The sequence below is a fragment of the Eoetvoesiella caeni genome, from assembly GCF_003315175.1.
Classification (GTDB): Bacteria; Pseudomonadota; Gammaproteobacteria; order Burkholderiales; family Burkholderiaceae_B; genus Eoetvoesia; species Eoetvoesia caeni.
Window position 1 is genome coordinate 112,784 of record NZ_QNRQ01000013.1, and the last position, 17,093, is coordinate 129,876.

The 17,093-nt window shown below is 58.9% G+C and carries 15 protein-coding genes; 8 read left to right on the forward strand and 7 right to left on the reverse strand.

Annotation, left to right across the window (positions count from 1 at the left end):
* The first annotated feature begins 7 nt into the window (after window positions 1-7).
* Window positions 8-1,225 carry a glycolate oxidase subunit GlcF gene (gene glcF, locus DFR37_RS18785; protein WP_113934716.1) on the forward strand — a complete coding sequence of 406 codons (1,218 nt, stop codon included), beginning with the start codon at window positions 8-10 and terminating at the stop codon, window positions 1,223-1,225.
* A gap of 144 nt (window positions 1,226-1,369) precedes the next feature.
* Here glcF and DFR37_RS18790 read toward each other — a convergent pair whose 3' ends face one another.
* Complete coding sequence (locus DFR37_RS18790) at window positions 1,370-1,831, reverse strand: carboxypeptidase-like regulatory domain-containing protein (protein ID WP_242341900.1); 462 nt, start codon at window positions 1,829-1,831, stop codon at window positions 1,370-1,372.
* A 148-nt stretch (window positions 1,832-1,979) separates the two neighbouring features.
* On the opposite strand from DFR37_RS18790, the gene DFR37_RS18795 reads away from it, so the two are divergent.
* Both DFR37_RS18795 and DFR37_RS18800 read left to right on the forward strand, forming a co-directional pair.
* Entirely contained in the window at window positions 1,980-3,209 is a 1,230-nt protein-coding gene (locus tag DFR37_RS18795) for a CynX/NimT family MFS transporter (RefSeq protein WP_113934717.1), read from the forward strand.
* Between the two features lie 112 nt (window positions 3,210-3,321).
* The gene (locus tag DFR37_RS18800; protein ID WP_113934718.1) at window positions 3,322-3,855 is read left to right on the forward strand and encodes a cytochrome b; all 534 of its coding nucleotides are present in this window, start codon (window positions 3,322-3,324) and stop codon (window positions 3,853-3,855) included.
* Between the two features lie 25 nt (window positions 3,856-3,880).
* Here DFR37_RS18800 and DFR37_RS18805 read toward each other — a convergent pair whose 3' ends face one another.
* The gene (locus DFR37_RS18805) at window positions 3,881-4,768 is read right to left on the reverse strand and encodes an AEC family transporter (RefSeq protein ID WP_113934719.1); all 888 of its coding nucleotides are present in this window, start codon (window positions 4,766-4,768) and stop codon (window positions 3,881-3,883) included.
* A 146-nt stretch (window positions 4,769-4,914) separates the two neighbouring features.
* Here DFR37_RS18805 and DFR37_RS18810 point away from each other — a divergent pair, with 146 nt between their 5' ends.
* Entirely contained in the window at window positions 4,915-6,432 is a 1,518-nt protein-coding gene (locus DFR37_RS18810; protein WP_242341901.1) for an MDR family MFS transporter, read from the forward strand.
* A 222-nt stretch (window positions 6,433-6,654) separates the two neighbouring features.
* Entirely contained in the window at window positions 6,655-8,850 is a 2,196-nt protein-coding gene (locus DFR37_RS18815; RefSeq protein WP_113934738.1) for a sulfatase-like hydrolase/transferase, read from the forward strand.
* A 124-nt stretch (window positions 8,851-8,974) separates the two neighbouring features.
* Here the strand turns inward: DFR37_RS18815 and DFR37_RS18820 are convergent, their stop codons facing one another.
* A complete protein-coding gene (locus DFR37_RS18820; RefSeq protein ID WP_113934721.1) occupies window positions 8,975-10,447 on the reverse strand; it encodes a hypothetical protein in 1,473 nt (490 codons plus the stop codon).
* 354 nt (window positions 10,448-10,801) lie between these two features.
* Between DFR37_RS18820 and DFR37_RS18825 the strand changes: the two genes are divergently transcribed.
* On the forward strand, window positions 10,802-11,287 hold the full coding sequence (locus DFR37_RS18825) for a DUF4440 domain-containing protein (protein WP_113934722.1): 486 nt from the start codon (window positions 10,802-10,804) through the stop codon (window positions 11,285-11,287).
* Between the two features lie 86 nt (window positions 11,288-11,373).
* On the opposite strand, the gene DFR37_RS18830 is transcribed toward DFR37_RS18825, so the two are convergent.
* The gene (locus tag DFR37_RS18830; RefSeq protein WP_113934723.1) at window positions 11,374-13,125 is read right to left on the reverse strand and encodes a multicopper oxidase family protein; all 1,752 of its coding nucleotides are present in this window, start codon (window positions 13,123-13,125) and stop codon (window positions 11,374-11,376) included.
* A gap of 10 nt (window positions 13,126-13,135) precedes the next feature.
* The gene (locus DFR37_RS18835) at window positions 13,136-14,221 is read right to left on the reverse strand and encodes an RCC1 domain-containing protein (RefSeq protein WP_113934724.1); all 1,086 of its coding nucleotides are present in this window, start codon (window positions 14,219-14,221) and stop codon (window positions 13,136-13,138) included.
* Between the two features lie 380 nt (window positions 14,222-14,601).
* On the opposite strand from DFR37_RS18835, the gene DFR37_RS18840 reads away from it, so the two are divergent.
* Both DFR37_RS18840 and DFR37_RS18845 read left to right on the forward strand, forming a co-directional pair.
* Window positions 14,602-14,979: a helix-turn-helix domain-containing protein gene (locus DFR37_RS18840; RefSeq protein ID WP_113934725.1), complete on the forward strand. Its 378-nt coding sequence runs from the start codon at window positions 14,602-14,604 to the stop codon at window positions 14,977-14,979.
* A 1-nt stretch (window position 14,980) separates the two neighbouring features.
* Entirely contained in the window at window positions 14,981-15,697 is a 717-nt protein-coding gene (locus DFR37_RS18845) for a HipA N-terminal domain-containing protein (protein WP_113934726.1), read from the forward strand.
* Here the strand turns inward: DFR37_RS18845 and istB are convergent.
* Both istB and istA read right to left on the reverse strand, forming a co-directional pair.
* The gene (gene istB, locus DFR37_RS18850) at window positions 15,694-16,464 is read right to left on the reverse strand and encodes an IS21-like element helper ATPase IstB (RefSeq protein ID WP_113934727.1); all 771 of its coding nucleotides are present in this window, start codon (window positions 16,462-16,464) and stop codon (window positions 15,694-15,696) included. The genes DFR37_RS18845 and istB overlap by 4 nt on opposite strands.
* Window positions 16,461-17,093, reverse strand: a 633-nt coding sequence (gene istA / locus DFR37_RS18855) for an IS21 family transposase (RefSeq protein WP_113934739.1), incomplete at its 5' end; no start/stop codon positions are given. The genes istB and istA, both read right to left, overlap by 4 nt.

Sequence of the window (17,093 nt, forward strand, 5' to 3'; positions counted from 1 at the left end):
GAAAGTAATGCAAACCAATCTTACGGACACGGTCAAGGCACTGGCGCGCGGCAAAGAGGCCGAAGCCATCCTGCGCTCTTGCGTACATTGCGGCTTTTGCAATGCCACCTGTCCCACCTATCAAATCCTGGGCGACGAGCTCGACGGTCCGCGCGGCCGGATCTACCTGATCAAAAGTTTTCTGGAGGGAGAGCACGCAACCGAGAAGACGCAGTCGCACCTGGACCGCTGCCTAAGCTGCCGCAACTGCGAAACCACTTGTCCGTCCGGCGTGGATTTTCATTCCCTGCTGGATATCGGGCGCGAACAGATCGCAGCGCAAGTACGCCGGCCTTTCGGTCAACGCCTTTTGCGCGGTGGCCTGAGGCTGGTGATCCCCAGGCGCTCGGTCTTCGGCGCTCTGCTGAAAATAGGCCAGTCGGCCCGGCCCTGGCTGCCCAATACTGTGCAGCGCAAGATTCCGGCCAAGCCCGCAACGCCCAAGCCCAGGCCCGTCGCGCGGCATGCGCGGCGCATGCTGATGCTGGAGGGCTGCGTGCAGCCAAGCCTGTCGCCCAACACCAATGCGGCGGCGGCCCGCGTCCTGGATAAACTTGGGATTACAGTGGTCGATGCGCCGCGCGCCGGATGTTGCGGCGCGACGGACTACCACCTGGATGCCCAGGAAAAAGGCCTGGAACGTGCGCGCCGGAATATCGATGCGTGGTGGCCCGCCATAGAAGCGGGAGCGCAGGCCATAGTCCAGACCGCCAGCGGCTGCGGGGCCTTTGTAAAGGAATACGGCAAACTGCTGCGTGGCGATCCCTTGTATGCGGAAAAAGCAAAGCGCGTCAGCGAACTGGCCGTGGACTTGGTTGAAGTTCTTGGCAGCGAACCGCTGCAAGCCCTGAACGCCAATATCGGCAAGACGGTGGCCTTTCATTGCCCCTGCACTATGCAGCACGCGCAGAAACTGGGAACCCTGGCCGAGCAGACGTTGCGGCGCCTGGGGTTTCACTTGAGTCCGGTAGCCGACGCCCACTTGTGCTGCGGCTCGGCTGGCACTTATTCCATCACCCAGCCTGCGCTTTCCCGCCAGCTGCGCGACAACAAGCTGGATGCCCTGGAGAGCGGCAAGCCCGACGTGATCGCCACCGCCAACATCGGCTGCCAGATGCACCTGGCCAGCGCAGGCCGCACGCCCGTGCGCCATTGGGTCGAGCTGCTTGATGAAGCCTTGTTGTAGGAGCAGGGTGGAGGGCGTGCCGTAGTCTATCTGGGAAGGGGCATCTTGGTTTAGTCGCAGCGCCATGGCCAGGGTGCAAGAGGGATAGCGAAAACGGGCACCGTGCCCGGCTTGTTTCGGCTGTCTCTGGCTCGGGGCCTTGGCTCACTGCCACTCGAACATCGCTCGGGTCGATCCTTTTGCGCCGACCTTGGCGCTGCGCGTTATGGTCTTGCCTTTGTAGGTGGCCGCTATCTTGTATTCGCCTGCCGGCAGCTTGGCCAGGAAGTAGGGGCCGTTGGACTGGGCCTGCAACACGGTGTCGCCTTTTTCATTGCGTATGACGACCTGCACGTCGGCGACGTAGGCGCCCGGTTCGGCTATGTTGGAGGCAAAAGTCAGGGCTAGCGGATACTGCGGCATCGCCTGCTTGAAGGCCGTCGACTCGTCGATGCCAATGCCGCCGCTTACATATTCGACCTGGTTGTAATGCTGGCTTGGCGGCAACTGGGCGTAGGCCGCGCCCGCGGCCAGTGCGCCGCCCAGCATCAGAAGGGCGGTTGCTGAAATCGAAGCCACTTTGCGGGAAGTCCACGTAGCGGCGGCACTAAATATGAAATCACGCATGACGTATCTCCTTGTTGGAGCGCATTGCTTGATTTTATGCCTGTCGGGGCCGCTTTACCAACGGACGACTTTATGGCCGCCGTATGAGACGATTTGTGGCACACTGCGACTATAAAAACCCCACGGTGTTTAGCAGCCACTCAACGATATGCAGACAAATCCGCCCGAAGCCCAGCCGTCGTCCACGTCCAATCCGCCACCTCGCAAAACCGCCGCCACATCCAGGCTGATCTTGGTTCTGGCGATTGTGTTCGTTGGCATGAATCTGCGGCCGGCGCTGCTTGCCGTGGGGCCGTTGATAGATTCCATCCAGCTTGGTCTGGACTTGTCGGCGGTGGCGCTTGGCGCGCTGATTACGCTGCCTGTTTTATGCTTTGGCGCGTTCGCGCCGCTGGCTCCCAGGCTTTTGCGCTACCAGTCGGCCGAGCGGCTGATACTGCTTAGCTTGTTGATACTGGTTGTTGGAATCGGCTTGCGCAGTATTTTGGGCGTATTCGGTTTGTTTGCCGGCACGCTGGTAGCGGGTTTCAGCATCAGCGTTGTCATGGTGCTCTTGCCCAGCATCATAAAAATGCACTTTCCGGTCCAGGCCGGAATAATGATGGGTTTGTATACGACGGCGTTGGCGTTGGGCGCCGCCATAGCCGCCGCTGTCACTGTGCCGCTGGCGCAGCTTCCGGGCAGCGACTGGCGCTGGGCGCTTGCCTTCTGGCTGGCTCCGGTAATCATTGCGGCCGCGATATGGTGGCCGCAAACGGCAGGCGGCGAGCACCCGCGCAACCGTGTGCATGCGGCCGTGCCCAGGCTGCGCGGCAATTGGCTGGCATGGCAGGTGACTTTATTCATGGGCGCGCAGGGCGCCATCGCCTACTGCATATTCGGCTGGCTGCCGTTGATACTTATCGACCGCGGACTGACGCCTGTGAAGGCGGGATTCGTGCTGGCAGCCATGATGACGGTGCAACTTTCCACTTCCTTGGCCGGGCCATGGCTAGCCACTCGTGGCCGCGACCAGCGTCCGGCTATTTTGGCGATGATGATCCTGGTCTTTGTGGGGTTCATGGGAATGCTGTACGGAGAAATCACGTCGGTGTACTGGTGGTCTACTATCTTCGGCCTGGGCTTTGGCGGCATGTTCAGCATAGCGATGGCCTTGCTGGTCTTGCGCTCGCCCAGTCCGCAGATTGCCGCCTCGTTGTCGGGCATGGCGCAAGGGGTCGGCTATACGCTTGCAGCCGTAGCGCCGCTTATTATCGGCGTGTTGCATGACTACACCGGCAATTGGAACGCAGTAGCGGTGTTCTTCGTTCTGCTTATCTGCGGTGCCGCATGGTCGGGGCTGCTGGCGGGGCGATCGAAATATATCAAGGCCGACTAAGGCTGCAATCCCGCGGAACCAACCTTGTATGGGCGGCGAGGCCTTGATGCGTGAGTGCGGTGTGGCAAACTATGCTGCGGGTACACAACTTTTGAAGAAAGGAACCTATTAGATGAGCTTGAGAGATTCCAACGAACGCTATGGCACGGTCAGCCGTTGTTTGCATTGGGGTATGACCTTGCTGATAGCCTGGCAGTTCGCGACGGCCGCCGCAAGGGTGCTGGCCGAAGATTCGCCGCTGGACGAGTTCCTTTGGGCCACGCATAAACCTCTGGGCTTGCTGCTTCTGTCGCTTGTCATCATCCGCGCTCTTTGGTTTTTTTCCAACTCCGGCAATCGGCCTGGGTCGTTGAGTACGGCGGCCAAGGTCGGGCATCTGGCCATGTACGCTTTGATTTTCATCATTCCGATACTGGCGCTGGTCAGGCAATATGGTTCCGGGAAGGCGTTCTCGCCCTTCGGCTTGCCGCTTATGTCCGGCTTCGAGGGTGGCAAGATCGAATGGCTGATGGCGCCGGCCAATCTTTTCCATGGGTGGCTCGGATGGCTTCTGCTTGCGACCATAGTGGGCCATATCGTCATGGCCATAGTCCACCGCCGACGTCCTGGCGACGAGGACGTGCTGCGTCGCATGATCGGCGGCTAGACGAAGCTGGCTGGGCTTTAGCGACTCAAATCCACGCCAGCGTCGCCCACACTACCAGCGGTATCGTCAGCACAGAGATCAGGTTGCCCAACAGGACTACGTTGGCGACGGTTCTGGGCTCGACGTTGTACTGCTCGCATAATAAATAATTGAGCACCGCCGGCGGCAGCATGGCCGACAGCACGACCAGGCGCGCCCATTCGGGCGTCAGGGGCAACAGCCACAAGACCAGCGGCAGTGTCAACGCGGCGACAAGCAGATACAGCAGATTGATGCGCAAGGCCGGCCCTATCCCTGCAAGGCGGTCGCGCGACATGCGCACGCCCAGGCTGAACAACATAAGCGGAATGGCGATTTGGCCGGCCAGGTCGGCCGTGGTGCGAACGAATGGCGGCAGGTAGTCGCGGTAAGGCGCCACCAGCAGGCCCAGCAGGGCAGCCCAGACATTGGGATTGCGCAGCCACAGCCAACGGCTGCTGCGGCGCGACAGCAGGAATAGCCCGAGCGAAAACTGCAGGACATTCGACAGCACGAACAGCACAATAATGGCGCCTAGCTGGCTCTTGCCGTAGGCCAGCATCATCAAGGGTATGCCCACATTGCCTGTATTGCGGAACATGCCGGGCACGGTCAATGCCGCGCGCGGCATTTTGAAGAACGGGCTGAGCAGGCCCAGCAACAAGCCCGGGACGATGATGATCAGCACACCCGCAACGGCCAAGGGCCAGCTCTGGACCAGGTCGACCGGGTATTCGATCATGACCGATAGCACCAGCGCAGGACAGAACACCATGACATTGGCATGGTTTACAAAGCTCATGTCGGGTTCATAACCTTGCCTGCGGCCAAACAGAAATCCAATGCCCGCCATGGCGATGACAGGCAGGACAATGTTCAACAGGGTAAGCAGCATGGCAACGCATCCGGTCCGGGAAGCAAAACGAAAAGTGTACAGCAGCGGAAGCGGGGCTTCGGCAGGGGCGAGCGGCCGTCGGCATGGCGGGCCTGTTCTTGCCCCGGCGCCGTTTGCTAATATGGCGAAAAATAATGGCAGACATCATGAACCAAAGTCAGACCCCAGACTCAACAGAAACCGACGATCGGGCTGTGCCCGCCCATCGCGGATGGATACTGGCGGCGCTGATGCTCACCATGACGCTGGCTGCGATGGACATCGCCATCGTGGCAACCGCCGTTCCGCAAATCGTCGGCGACCTGGGCGGCTTTAACCGGTTCAGCTGGTTGTTTTCCATTTATCTGCTGGCCCAGACCGTCACCATTCCTATTTATGGCAAATTGGCCGACATGTACGGCCGCAAACCAGTCCTTATCGGCGGCACTTTGCTATTTCTTGCCGGGTCCGCTTTGTGCGCCGTTGCGTGGGCCATGATTCCGCTAATTATTTTCCGGGGGCTGCAAGGCCTGGGGGCTGGCTCCATCATGGCCACGGTGAACACCCTTGCTGGCGATCTGTATTCAGTGCGCGAGCGGGCCCGCGTGCAGGGCTGGCTGTCCAGCGTCTGGGGGGTGGCCGCCATCTTGGGGCCTACCCTGGGCGGCGCATTTGCGGAGTACGCCACTTGGCATTGGGTTTTTCTTATTAATCTTCCCATCGGCGCCGCTGCGCTGGTGCTGATCAGCCGGTATCTGCATGAGCAGGTTGCCGAACATCGCCATGCCATCGATTATCCAGGCGCCATACTCATGATGCTGGCGGGATCCGCCGTAGTATTCGCCCTGTTGCAGGGCGGCAATTCATGGGCCTGGTCGTCATGGCAAAGCCTAAGCGCTTTTGGCGCGGCCGCGTTGCTGGTCGCAGCGACAGTCTGGCGCGAAAACGTTGCGGCCGAACCCATCATGCCTGGATGGGTCTGGCGCCGCAGGGCCTTGCTGGGCTCCAACCTGGGCGCGGTCGGCATGGGCTTGGTCATGATGGCCCCGAACAGCTATTTGCCGGTGTTCGCGCAGTCGGTACTGGGGCTTGAGGCCATTTCGGCCGGCCTGGTCCTGGCCAGCATGAGCGTGGGCTGGGTAGCGGCTTCGTCGTATTCGGGCGGTTTGTACTTGCGCATCGGCTTTCGCGATACGGCACTGATCGGAGCCTTGCTGATGATTGCAGGCGTCGTGGGCTTTACCATGCTGCCCAGCGCTCCGTCCGTCTGGCTGGTGATCGCCGACCAGATACTGATAGGCGCGGGCTTTGGCATGGTATCGACGCCCTTGATGGTTGGGGTGCAATCCATAGTGCCCTGGCACGAACGGGGCGTGGCCACCAGCGCCAATATGTGGTCGCGCTATCTGGGCCAAAGTCTGGGCGCGGCCATGGTCGGCGCCATCTTCAACACAACCATGCGTAGCGAGCTGCACAACGCGCCGTCGGGTCTGGCCGGCAAACTGCCTCACGTGGACGACGTCATCGGCGTTTTGCAAGCCAATACTTTAGGCGCTGCGGGGCAGAACTACCTGACCTCCGCGTTCGATCTTGCCACCCATCATGTCTACCAGGGCATGACGTGGATTGCGGTGCTTACTTTTTTGCTGGTGCTGTTCATCGTTCCGCGCAAAAGCGCCGCTTGAACGCCAGAGGGCGCTTTGGGCCGCCGCCGGCCGCCCGGTCCCGGGCATGCGTCAGGCAAAACTTCAAGCCTCGCTGCAATGGCGAAACTTCTTCGGCCGCGGCCAAATGTCAAGAAGTGTAAAAGTTTAGTTCCCCGCGCCAGAGAAAATCTGTTACGCTTTTGGACGACTTGAACGGCGACTTAGCAGTTGTGCCGCGATGCCGCCATACTGGAGATAATTTTGAAGAAGACAGTTCCAGCTTTTTGGGCGGCGGGTTTGGCTGCTCTCGTTCTTGGGGGGTGCGATAGCGGTGGGGGGGACTCCCGCGACAGTGCCCAAGGGCCCAATATCTTGTTCGTCATCATGGACGACGTCGGCATCGACCAGATGAAGGTCTTCGGCTATGGCGGCGACATGTATCCCATTCTGCCGAATATAAACGCCGTCGCCCACGCCGGCGTACGCTTTCGCAATACATGGTCCATGCCCGAATGCTCTCCCGGCCGCGCGGCCATGTTTGTCGGCCGGTATCCGTTGCGCACTGGAATCAATCAGGCAATCGGCCCCCAGGACCTTGCCACGGCTCATTTATCGCCATACGACATCACCGCGCCCAAGCTGCTGAAGCGGGCCGGGTACGAAAGCGGGCTGTTCGGCAAGTTCCACCTGGGCGGGCCGGAGAATAACCAGGCCAAAGATTCCATGCCCAGCGTGCTTGGGTGGGATTACTTCTACGGCTGGGTTGGCGGGCTGCCCGGCTCGAACGACAAGACGGTGGGCGGATACGATAAGGCCGGCACGCACATGTGCGGTTTCATCCCCGGCCCCAAACTGGGTGGCACCGAAACCGGCGCTTGCTATCAGGCCAATGGCAGTTGCACGGACATGACGCGCACATCGCTTGCCGAGGACGTGGTAGGCGTGCAATGCATCGAGAAAGGCGGTCTTCTGGTTCCCAACGAGACTTGCAGCACGACGTTGCCGTCGTATCTTAATTTCAATATCGAGAACGCCTACTACGTCTCGCCACTGGTAATCATCAAGGACGGCCAGACTGAAATTGTGAAGCTGTCGGACCCACGAGCCCGCGGTTATCGCACTACCATCGAAACCGATGCCGCCATCGACTGGATCAAGTCCCGCCCGGCGGGCAAGCCCTGGATGGCCACAGTCAGCTACAGTTCGGCACATACGCCCTGGCAACAGCCCCCCAAACGGCTGGTGCCGCTGCCGCCCAAGGGCATAAGTCCGCTGGATGAACTGAGTTGCACCAGCGCGCAGGGCGGCCCCTTAGACCAGCGCATCATCCAGGACCGCATGATCGAGGCCATGGACACAGAGTTCGGCCGCCTGCTGGTCAAGACCGGCATTGCCAAGTACAACGAAGACGGCAGCCTGAACTACGATCCCAAAGCATCGAATACCGTCATCGCCATTGTCGGCGACAACGGTTCTTTGGCGGCCGCAGTCAAACTGCCTTTCGATCCTTCGCGGGCCAAGGGTTCGGCATACCAGACCGGCGTGTGGGACCCGCTGATCATTGCCGGTCCGCAGGTTATCCAGCCAGATCGTGAAGTCGACCATATGGTCAACATGGTCGACCTGTTCCAGTTCTTTGGCGAACTGGCTGGCCTGGACGCGCATAAAGAAGTGCCGCATACCATCGATTCGGTCGGCATTTTGCCTTACCTGACCGATCCTGGCCAGGGCAGCCTGCGTACCATCAACTTCACCATGGGCGGCCTGAACGAGCAGGCCAACGGCGGGCGAAACGGGCCTTGCGTGATGAGCACGGCGTGCACGGTCATCCCGACATCCAAAAGCGTATGCGAAGACAACCTGGGCATATATTGGGGCAAGGACTACACCGATGCGTCGGTGATACCCACCACTCCTCCCGGCGCGGGCTACGCAACATGCGCCGATGTAAACCAGGCGCGCTACAACGCAACTCCCCGCCAGGACCACCTTAACCTGGTGCCCGAGTCGTCCGTGGCCATTCGTAACGACCGCTACAAGCTGGTGCTCAATACCAGCGTGGACTTCGACCCGGCCTCCGGCGGCCAGAAGAAAATCACCAGCGAAGAGCTGTACGAAGTCAACCAAGTTGCGCCAACGCCGCTGCTTGATACGTCGGACCGCAACCTGCTGCCTGCCGCGAACGCCCAGATTGAGGCCATCCGCAAAGACTTGCGCGCCAAGCTCGACGACATGCTGGCTTCCAATCCCCCTTGCCCGGGCGACGGCAACATCGACGGCGTCGTCAACGCGCAAGACCTGAACAACTGGAGGAAAATCGCGCACGACTGGGGCTTGTCCAGCGTCTACGACTTCCTGACCCCCGAATATCGTGACGGCATAACCGACACGAAGGACGAGGCAGTCATTCAGGCCAACATGAACAAAACCTGCGCACGCACCTACAGTCTGTATTGATGGTGAAGTCCAAAGGCCGGCCGATTCCCGGCGGCCTTTGGAACTTGCGCAGCTTCATGGCATGGCGATAATGGTCTCTGAGCAAGCTTGCTTGCAGCCAACATGCCGGTGAACAGCTCCACGCCTATCGCATCAGCTTTCTGCGAGCAGCTTCGCGCTCCATCCGCCTCTTTTCCTGTGCAACCGGGTCTGATGCCGGCGTCGCGACCGAAACGTTTTGCGGCAAGAAGGCACCATGCACATATTGGGCCACCACCATCTTGTCGGGAGCCCGGCAGGAATCGGGCTGATCCGAAAAATACAGGCACTCTGGATATCCTTCAATAAAGGTCACTCTCATAGAGCCCGTCCTGACGCCGTCCATGCCGCCGAACCTATATTTGGCGGCTACCTCCAGCGGTCGGCCCTGATCGTCTCTGGACGCGACGCTGGGGTCGGCGATGCTCTTGAGTACATATTTATTTATCTGCCATGACCGCGCCTCGCCTTTGATCAATTCCTCGAGCAGCGCCACGTAGTTCGGGTCTTCAAACGTCGTTCCGGTTGCGGGTATTGGTATGGGGGGCGCGGTCGAGCCGTCGGGGCGGATGCCGAATGGCCGATTCATGGCATAAAGTCGAAGATTCTCCTGGAATCGCATCAGTCCCGGGCTATTGCAGCCATTCATTTCGATCAGGGCCTGCATGTCTTTGGCGCGGGTCGCCGCAGCTTCCGCTATTTGCCTAGGATTGGGCATGGCGGCTCCGGCGGCTCCGGCGGCACCGACACCAAGCCCCAGGCCAAGGCCTTTGGTGGCAGCGAACAGATGTTTGTAGGTATCGCGCAGAAACACGGCGTCCAGCTTTTTCTTTACTTCCCACATCTTCGGGTCGGCAAACAAGCCGCTGGGCACGTCCTTCCATTGTGTGCAATACGGGGCGCTTTCAGAAAAAGTCCCGTTTCGATAGTAGGTGGTCGTGATGCCTTCTTGAACACATTGCAGGTCTGTCATTTCGACAAAGTCTTTCGGTCGCGTTTTGGTGTCGGCAGCGCACTGTTGCGCATATGCATTGAGATACGAGCCATACAGGCTGTTGAACATTGACGAGCTGGCAGCAGTGTTGATGGCTGCAAAACTGCCCTGCATAAGCAGCGTTACAAGGTTCTCGTGGCTTAACCCCTTTGCATTGAAGTCCGGCGCTTTGGCAAACTCGCCGGCAGCCGCTTTTTTGGTCAGCCTTGAGGTGTTGCAATACTGGCCGTTTACCTTGATGCCCATCACATTCTTTATGCTGCCGTCGGCAGCCAGATTTCCGGCGGAGCTGCCAAAATCAGCGCCTTGGCTGGGCCCGGCAAAGTGCACGTACATATCGGAACTGCGATATGTCACCTTCATCGGCACGTTGGCGGCGTACAGCTTTTGGGGGCCATATCCGTCGTAGGTCAGCTTCGCTTCTTTGCCTTGTATTTCGATGGTGAATTCCACGGGCCCTACCGGGCACACCGTTTGGCCTACCCAGGTACCGCTCAAGTCGGGGGCCTGGGCGTATGCGGCCATAGATGTGCAGCCGCCAATAAAAACGGCAAGGTAACGAAGCCATTTATTGAAATTCTTCATTATCGTTCCCTTGGATGGCGGAGAAACACGGCGGCGATCCTTCGACTTGCCGCAAAGGCCGACGGCCCTGGAGCAAATCGGCGGCAATACGCTTCGCCCGCGCCGACTGTACGATCATTCTAGGCGATACAAACGAAAAGATCGGTAGGCCAAACGGCCCAGTCGGCCAGGGCTGTCAGGAGGCGGCTAGCCAAGCCTGATTCGGCCAGACGCCCGTATGGGCAGTGGACAATTGAGTCTCGCGCCGTGTGCCTTGACCGACGGCGCGCCGAAGTCCATATACATATGTTCCCTCTTCAGATATATTTGCGGCGTTCTTTCTCTTTTTCGACCACTATTACTAAAGGACCCCAAATGAGGAACATTGTCGTATTGTCGGCAGCCCTTGGCCTGGCTCTAGCAGGCTGTACCTCGGTCCCGCCGAAATCGGGATCCGGGCCAGCGCATACGGAGGTTTGCAAGGCAACCTCCGAGCAAGAAATCTCGGCCTTGTTTGACCGATGGAATCAGTCGCTGCAAACCGGCGACCCGCACGCAGTTGTCATCAATTACGCCGCGCGCTCCATTCTTCTTCCCACCGTTTCGAACAAACCCCGACTCACCGCGGCCGAGAAGGAAGACTACTTCCACCATTTCCTTGAAAACAAGCCAGTCGGGAAGATCGATTCAAGATTCATCGACATCGGGTGCAACACCGCGGTCGACGCTGGGTTGTATACGTTCACCTTTGGCACTACCGGCGCTCAGGTCAAGGCCCGCTATACCTACACCTACAAGTGGGACGGAAAACAATGGTTGATCACAAGCCACCATTCTTCTGCAATGCCCGAGAAGAGCTGAAGCCTAAGCATTTCAACACCGAAACGGCAGGCATCGATGAACTTGCATTGGCATTTCCCGACGTCCGCGCCGCAGGGGCAGGGGGGTCAGGCAAGCACCTCGACCAGTTCCATCATACCCATGTCCTCGTGGTCAAGGGCATGGCAGTGCCAGACAAACTTGCCGGTAAAGTCGGTGAAGCGGCTACGGAATGTGATGGATGTGGGCTTATTTTGCGTGCCGTTGGGTGCCAATGGAATGGTGTCGCACCAGTAGGGTTCAATGTCTTCGCCATTGACCTTGATGACATAGCAGTCATTGATATGAATATGGAACGGGTGCGGGTAGCCATTCATGTTGTACAGAGTCCACTCCTCCACAGCGTTGAGCGCCACGGTCTGCGTTGCAGCCAGTGCGGACTGGAACGGGGCTAGTTTGGTGCCTTCGTTGCCGGTGGAAAACACAAAATTAGTCAGGCCCGAGTTGTCTTTTTCCGGGACAAACCATTCTTCACCCGCGGGGATGGGCTGTACAAGCAGGGGATTGTCCTTGTCGAGGATAGCCAGGATAACCGCCCGAGTCTTGCCGCCATTCTGGGCGAGCTCGGCATCGGTGATGGGCTGGTAGTTGTTATACAAAGGCAGTCGGTTCGGGCTGGGCAGATCCATTTCGACCGGGCTGCCTTCAACGACGATGCGTGCCACGATTTCAGGGTCCGTGCTTGACGGTGCCTTGGCAGCGCGCAGGTAATACGTGCCAGGGGTTTTGCTGGCCTGCACCAGCATGGAATCGCGATTGCCCGGGTACATGACGCTGCCCGGCCAAAAGCGGCCGTCTATTTTGGCAACGGTGTCGGCGTTGATAGGGCGGTATTGGCGGGCAAAGACATTCCCATCGCGGGCGTAGTACCACAGGGTATGGTCGTCCAGCACCGGGCTGAAGGGATAGAAGACGTCTGAATTAAGAAAATGCCAGTTCTGGATTTCCCCCGGACGCATGACAATAGTGGGCTGATAAGCCCCATTGAGCACGAAGGCGCTGTTATTGTCGTCTTCATATTCGTACAGGTTGTCGCTGTGGCCTTCCTTGGTAAGGTTCAGACGATGCACGAAGATGACTCTTTCGCGGATGTCCTTGGACAGGTCGAAATCATTGCGGGGGGTAGAGACAAGAATAGCCCCGAACATGCCATTGAGCACCTGTGTGGTGGTAGACCCATGCAGATGCGGGTGATACCAGTAAATGCCGTTGGAATGGTTGGTTGGCAAGGTGATTTCATGCTGGCGGTCAGCTCCCGGCTTCACCCCTGCGTCGGGGCTGTCCACCATATAGTCGCCATAAACCCCGGGGCGGATTTCCTTCGGGTCCACATGCATGCCATGAAAATGCAGGTTGGTGCTGTTCTGGTAATTAAGATAGCTTAACGACGAGTACTTGGCATCGTTTCCGGGCAGCCTGTTTTTCAGCAGAATACGCAAGGTATCGCCCGCGTTCAGGCACAGGGTAGGGGCCAGAATACCGCTGTTATAGCTGCGCAGGTAGGCGCTGCGCGCCCGGGATGTGCCGGGGTAGGTATTCTGTGCGCTCGCCGCGAATTGCACGTTTCTGTTGCCATAAGCGCCCACCAGCTCTATGTCGATGAGGCCGTTTTGGGCATAGATTCGCGAGGCTTCGGGCAGGGTGTCTGGCGTGGCCGCCGCGCTGTTGCCATCACCGCTGTCGCAACCCGCCAGGGGCGGTAGTACCAGCCCCGCGGACAGGCCCAGCGACCAGCGCAAGACATCGCGGCGTTTAGGATCTGCAGGGCCGGTGGTGGCTACCAGCGGTTGATCGGTGCAGAGTCGGTCGCGCGTATTCATGCTTGTATCCTCAGGCCAGGCGGATGGAGTTAGGGGTTAGAACCACGGTGTCCTGAGCTGCCCGCCCGCAGGCGGCGCTGCGATTGTCGCCCCAGGCAAATACAGTCAGGCCATCGCTGGCCAGCACATGGCCTGCTCCGGCGGCCAGGGTGGTGACCGGCGGCAAGCCGGCAATCTGTACGGCTTGCGGGGACGAATGCGGCTGCGACAAACCGGTTTGTCCCAGGCCATTCCAGCCCCAGACAAAGACTTCGCCCTGTTCCGATAGAGCCGCCGTGTAAAACAGGCCGCCGTCGATCTGCCGTACAGGGAAATCGGTTTGGATCATGACTGGATCAGTGAAATAAGCGCCATCGGCGCTGCCCGTTTGGCCATGATTATTGGAGCCCCAGGCCCATAACTGGCCCGTCGCATCCAGGGCCATGCTGTGCGTGTCGCCCGCAGCGATGGCGGTGATGGATTCAGGCAACTCCACTTTGGCCGGCCGATTGCAGGATTTGAGCGTTCCATGTCCCAACTGGCCGGCCTGATTGGCGCCCCAGCTCCAGACGCTGCCGGACTCATCCAAGGCCAGGGCGTGCGCCGAGCCGCAGGCCAGGCTGGCGATTGCAGGCAGGCCGTCCAGTGCTGCCGCAGGGTTCTGTGCCGGCTGCGCCGGCCGGCCAAGCTGTCCCTGGTGATTGAAACCCCAGGACCAGACATCGCCGTTTTCCAGTACGGCCAGACTGACGGTCTGCATGGTGGCCAACTGCCTTATTCCCTTGGGTATGGCCTGAACCGTCTGGTGGGCTGCCCCATGCTCTGGCGCAATTACCGGCCGACAGGCCAGCAAGGCCCCGGTTTCGCAAGCCCCCAATATGTGAGTGCTACCGTCGGCGATAAAGCGAAAGGGCGTACCCGGATTGAGCATCTGCGCATAGGGCTGAGCATATCGACGGTGGCCGATTTCGGTCTTGTTCGTAAAGCATAATTCGGCGGGAAGCGCGTCTTGCAAGCCGGGATAGGCGGTTTTGAAAGCCCCCCATCCCCAGGCCGCGCCTTGGTTGTCGAGTGCGACAGAGCGTTGCGGGCCAGCACTGAGCTGAACGATAGCCATAATATGTCTCGTTGTTATTTATTGTTAAATATTCTAACTATAAATATCGAAATTCTGTGAGTTTTTTTTGGGGCGAATTTTCGGTATGGCTTCTAAGGCTCACTTTCTTTAATAGGGCGGGGCTACGTCTTGCCTTTGGCTGTGGGGCTGCGACGCTTCTGCGCCAAGTGTTCGCGCCCCTGATCGACTGACAGCATACGGGTCTTGGCCTTATGCGGTTGGAACGGTGTGATTAATTGATACAACAAAACTCCTGTTTGCTTCGTTCTGCTAAAGCTCCCCATTTTTTTAATGAGGCGCACAGTAGCCACAGGCCCGCTTCTATATAAATGTATCTATATAACGGTACAAAACAATATGTTTTGTGCTAATCTATCGATATGTCAAAGCCTACAAAAGCCCTGCAACAACTGCCCCCCGCCACGCTCGGTGCCATCCAAAAGCTTGGTGCCGACCTAGCGGTGGCTCGTCTACGTAGAAAAGAGTCCCTTCGTAGCTGGGCTAAGCGCCTAGGTGTCACGGTCTCCACCTTGCAGCGGCTGGAAGCCGGGGACCCCGGCGTGAGCATAGGCATACTGGCCAGTGCCTTGTGGCTTATCAACCGGGATGGAGAATTGGGCCAATTAGCAGCCCCGGAGCACGACCAAGGTGCTCTGGAGATGAACGTGCGCGAAGCGGTGCAACTGGGTCAAGCTCGAGCACAAGCTTCCGCTGATGCCCGATTGCGCGCCGTGGTAACGAACCCTGCGAAAGACTGACATGCGCTTTGATGACTTATTCCTTTGGTATTTAGGAAATGACGAACCCCGCTACGTTGGGGTGTTGAAATTGGTCGCGGCAGGTAAAGGAGTATCCCTGCACTACGATGCCGGGTGGCTGGCTAGCGGTTTCGCACTTAGCGAAGACCTTCCCCTGGTGGACATCGAACTCTTGCCTGCGGGGCGATTGAGCGTCAATGCCGCACGCGCGGTCGGAGCCATCGACGACGCCCGCCCGGACCGTTGGGGTGAAAAAGTTATCCGCTTTGTCGACAAACCAAAGCGAGTGTCGCTGATGGAGTTGCTCTATTACGCCGGTGATGACCGCTTTGGAGCCCTCGGCGTTTCCACCTCAGCCACCGATTACCTCCCTCGGACAGGTGGGCCGTTGCCACGGCTGGAACAGGCTCAGGCTCTTAGCGAGGTTGTGGCCAAGGTAGAGGCCGGCGAGGCCTTGACAGCGCTTGAAGCCAAAATCATCCAAGGTGGCGGTAGCCCTTTGGGGGGGGCTAAGCCCAAGGCGCTCATCAATATCGACGGTGAGCAGTGGGTAATCAAGTTTTTCAACAACGAGTATGTAGACGCTCCGCTTATCGAACATGCGACCATGACGCTAGCCGCCAAAGCGGATAGCTGTCAACGCCGGTTTAAAACTGACCCACTTTCCGGCTTTTTGGCCGGAGTAAAACTGACCCACCCGGGCCTCCAATTTTTCTAAGCCTTTGCCTTTATTTGGCCGGCCTTGCGTTTATCTTTAAGCCGGTAACTTTCTCCCGCGATCTGAACAATGTGCGCATGGTGCAGCAGTCGATCGAGCATAGCGGCCGTTAAGGTCTGGTCGTCGGCGAAGGCTGCAGACCACTGCCCGAAGGGCAGATTGCTGGTCAGGATAATGCTGCCGCGTTCATAGCGCTTGGCGACCACGTTAAAGAATAAATTTGCTTCCTCGCGCCCGAAGGGTAAATAGCCAATCTCATCAATGATCAAGAGGCGCGGCCCAATGACAGCGCGGTTAAGATAATGCTTTAGCCGATCCTGCTTGTGGGCCGTGGCGAGCTGCAGCATCAAGTCCGCTGCGGTAATGAATCGGGTCTTGATGCCTGCCATCACCGCGCGGTAAGCCAAGGCTTGGGCCAGGTGACTCTTGCCCACACCGCTGGGCCCCAGGAACACGACGTTCTCGGCGCGCTCAATGAAGGTCAGTGCGGCCAGTTCCTGGATTTGCGCTCGGGGCGCCCCACTAGCAAAAGCAAAGTCGTATTGCTCCATCGTCTTGACGGAAGGTAAGGTCGCCAGCTTCATCAAGGCCGTGCGCTGACGTTCAAGACGGGCCTCGTTCTCAACGCCCAGCACCTTCTCTAGGAAGTCGCCATGGCTGGACTCCTGAGTCGCAGCCCATTGCGCCACGGCGGGCCATTCGGCCCCGATGCGATCCAGCTTGAGCCCATCACAGAGCATCGTGATTCGTTCTTGCTGCAGATTCATGCTCGGGCCTCCAGTAAGGCGTTATAGACCGACAAAGGATGTTGCAGACTCTCAAGCGGCATAACCCGCTGATGCCGATTCACGTCTATCGGAAGCAGGGTCGGTCGATGCAATTCTGGCAACGGCAGCAACGCACTGTGCTCGGAGATCATGCGCCGATCGGGACGTTCGCCCGTTGTGCCATGGATACGGCTGTTGGCCACTTCAGTGAGCCAGCGCCCGACGTGGGCATTGGCCGCTTCGACATCCAGACGCAGCCCGGCCTGGCGCAAGGTCGCGGCCAGCGGCACGCAGAAACTGCCCTTCAAATAGCCGTTGAAGCGCTCGACTTTGCCCTTGGTCTTGGCCCGATAAGGACGGCACAAACGAGGGGCGAAGCCATACGTATCTGCGAGCGCCAGCATCTGGCCATGCCAGCGGTGCTGACCTTCGCCATAGGCATCGCGTTCGATGACGATCGTGCCCGCGTTGTCGAACAAGACATGCTGGGGCACACCGCCGAAATACACAAATGCTTGCGCCAAGCAGGTGCTGAGCGTGTCGGCACGTTCGTTGTTGGTAAAACGCACCCAGCTTGCGCGGCTGTAGCCCAGCGTGGCCACAAATGCAATCAAGGGGTCGCGCCCGCG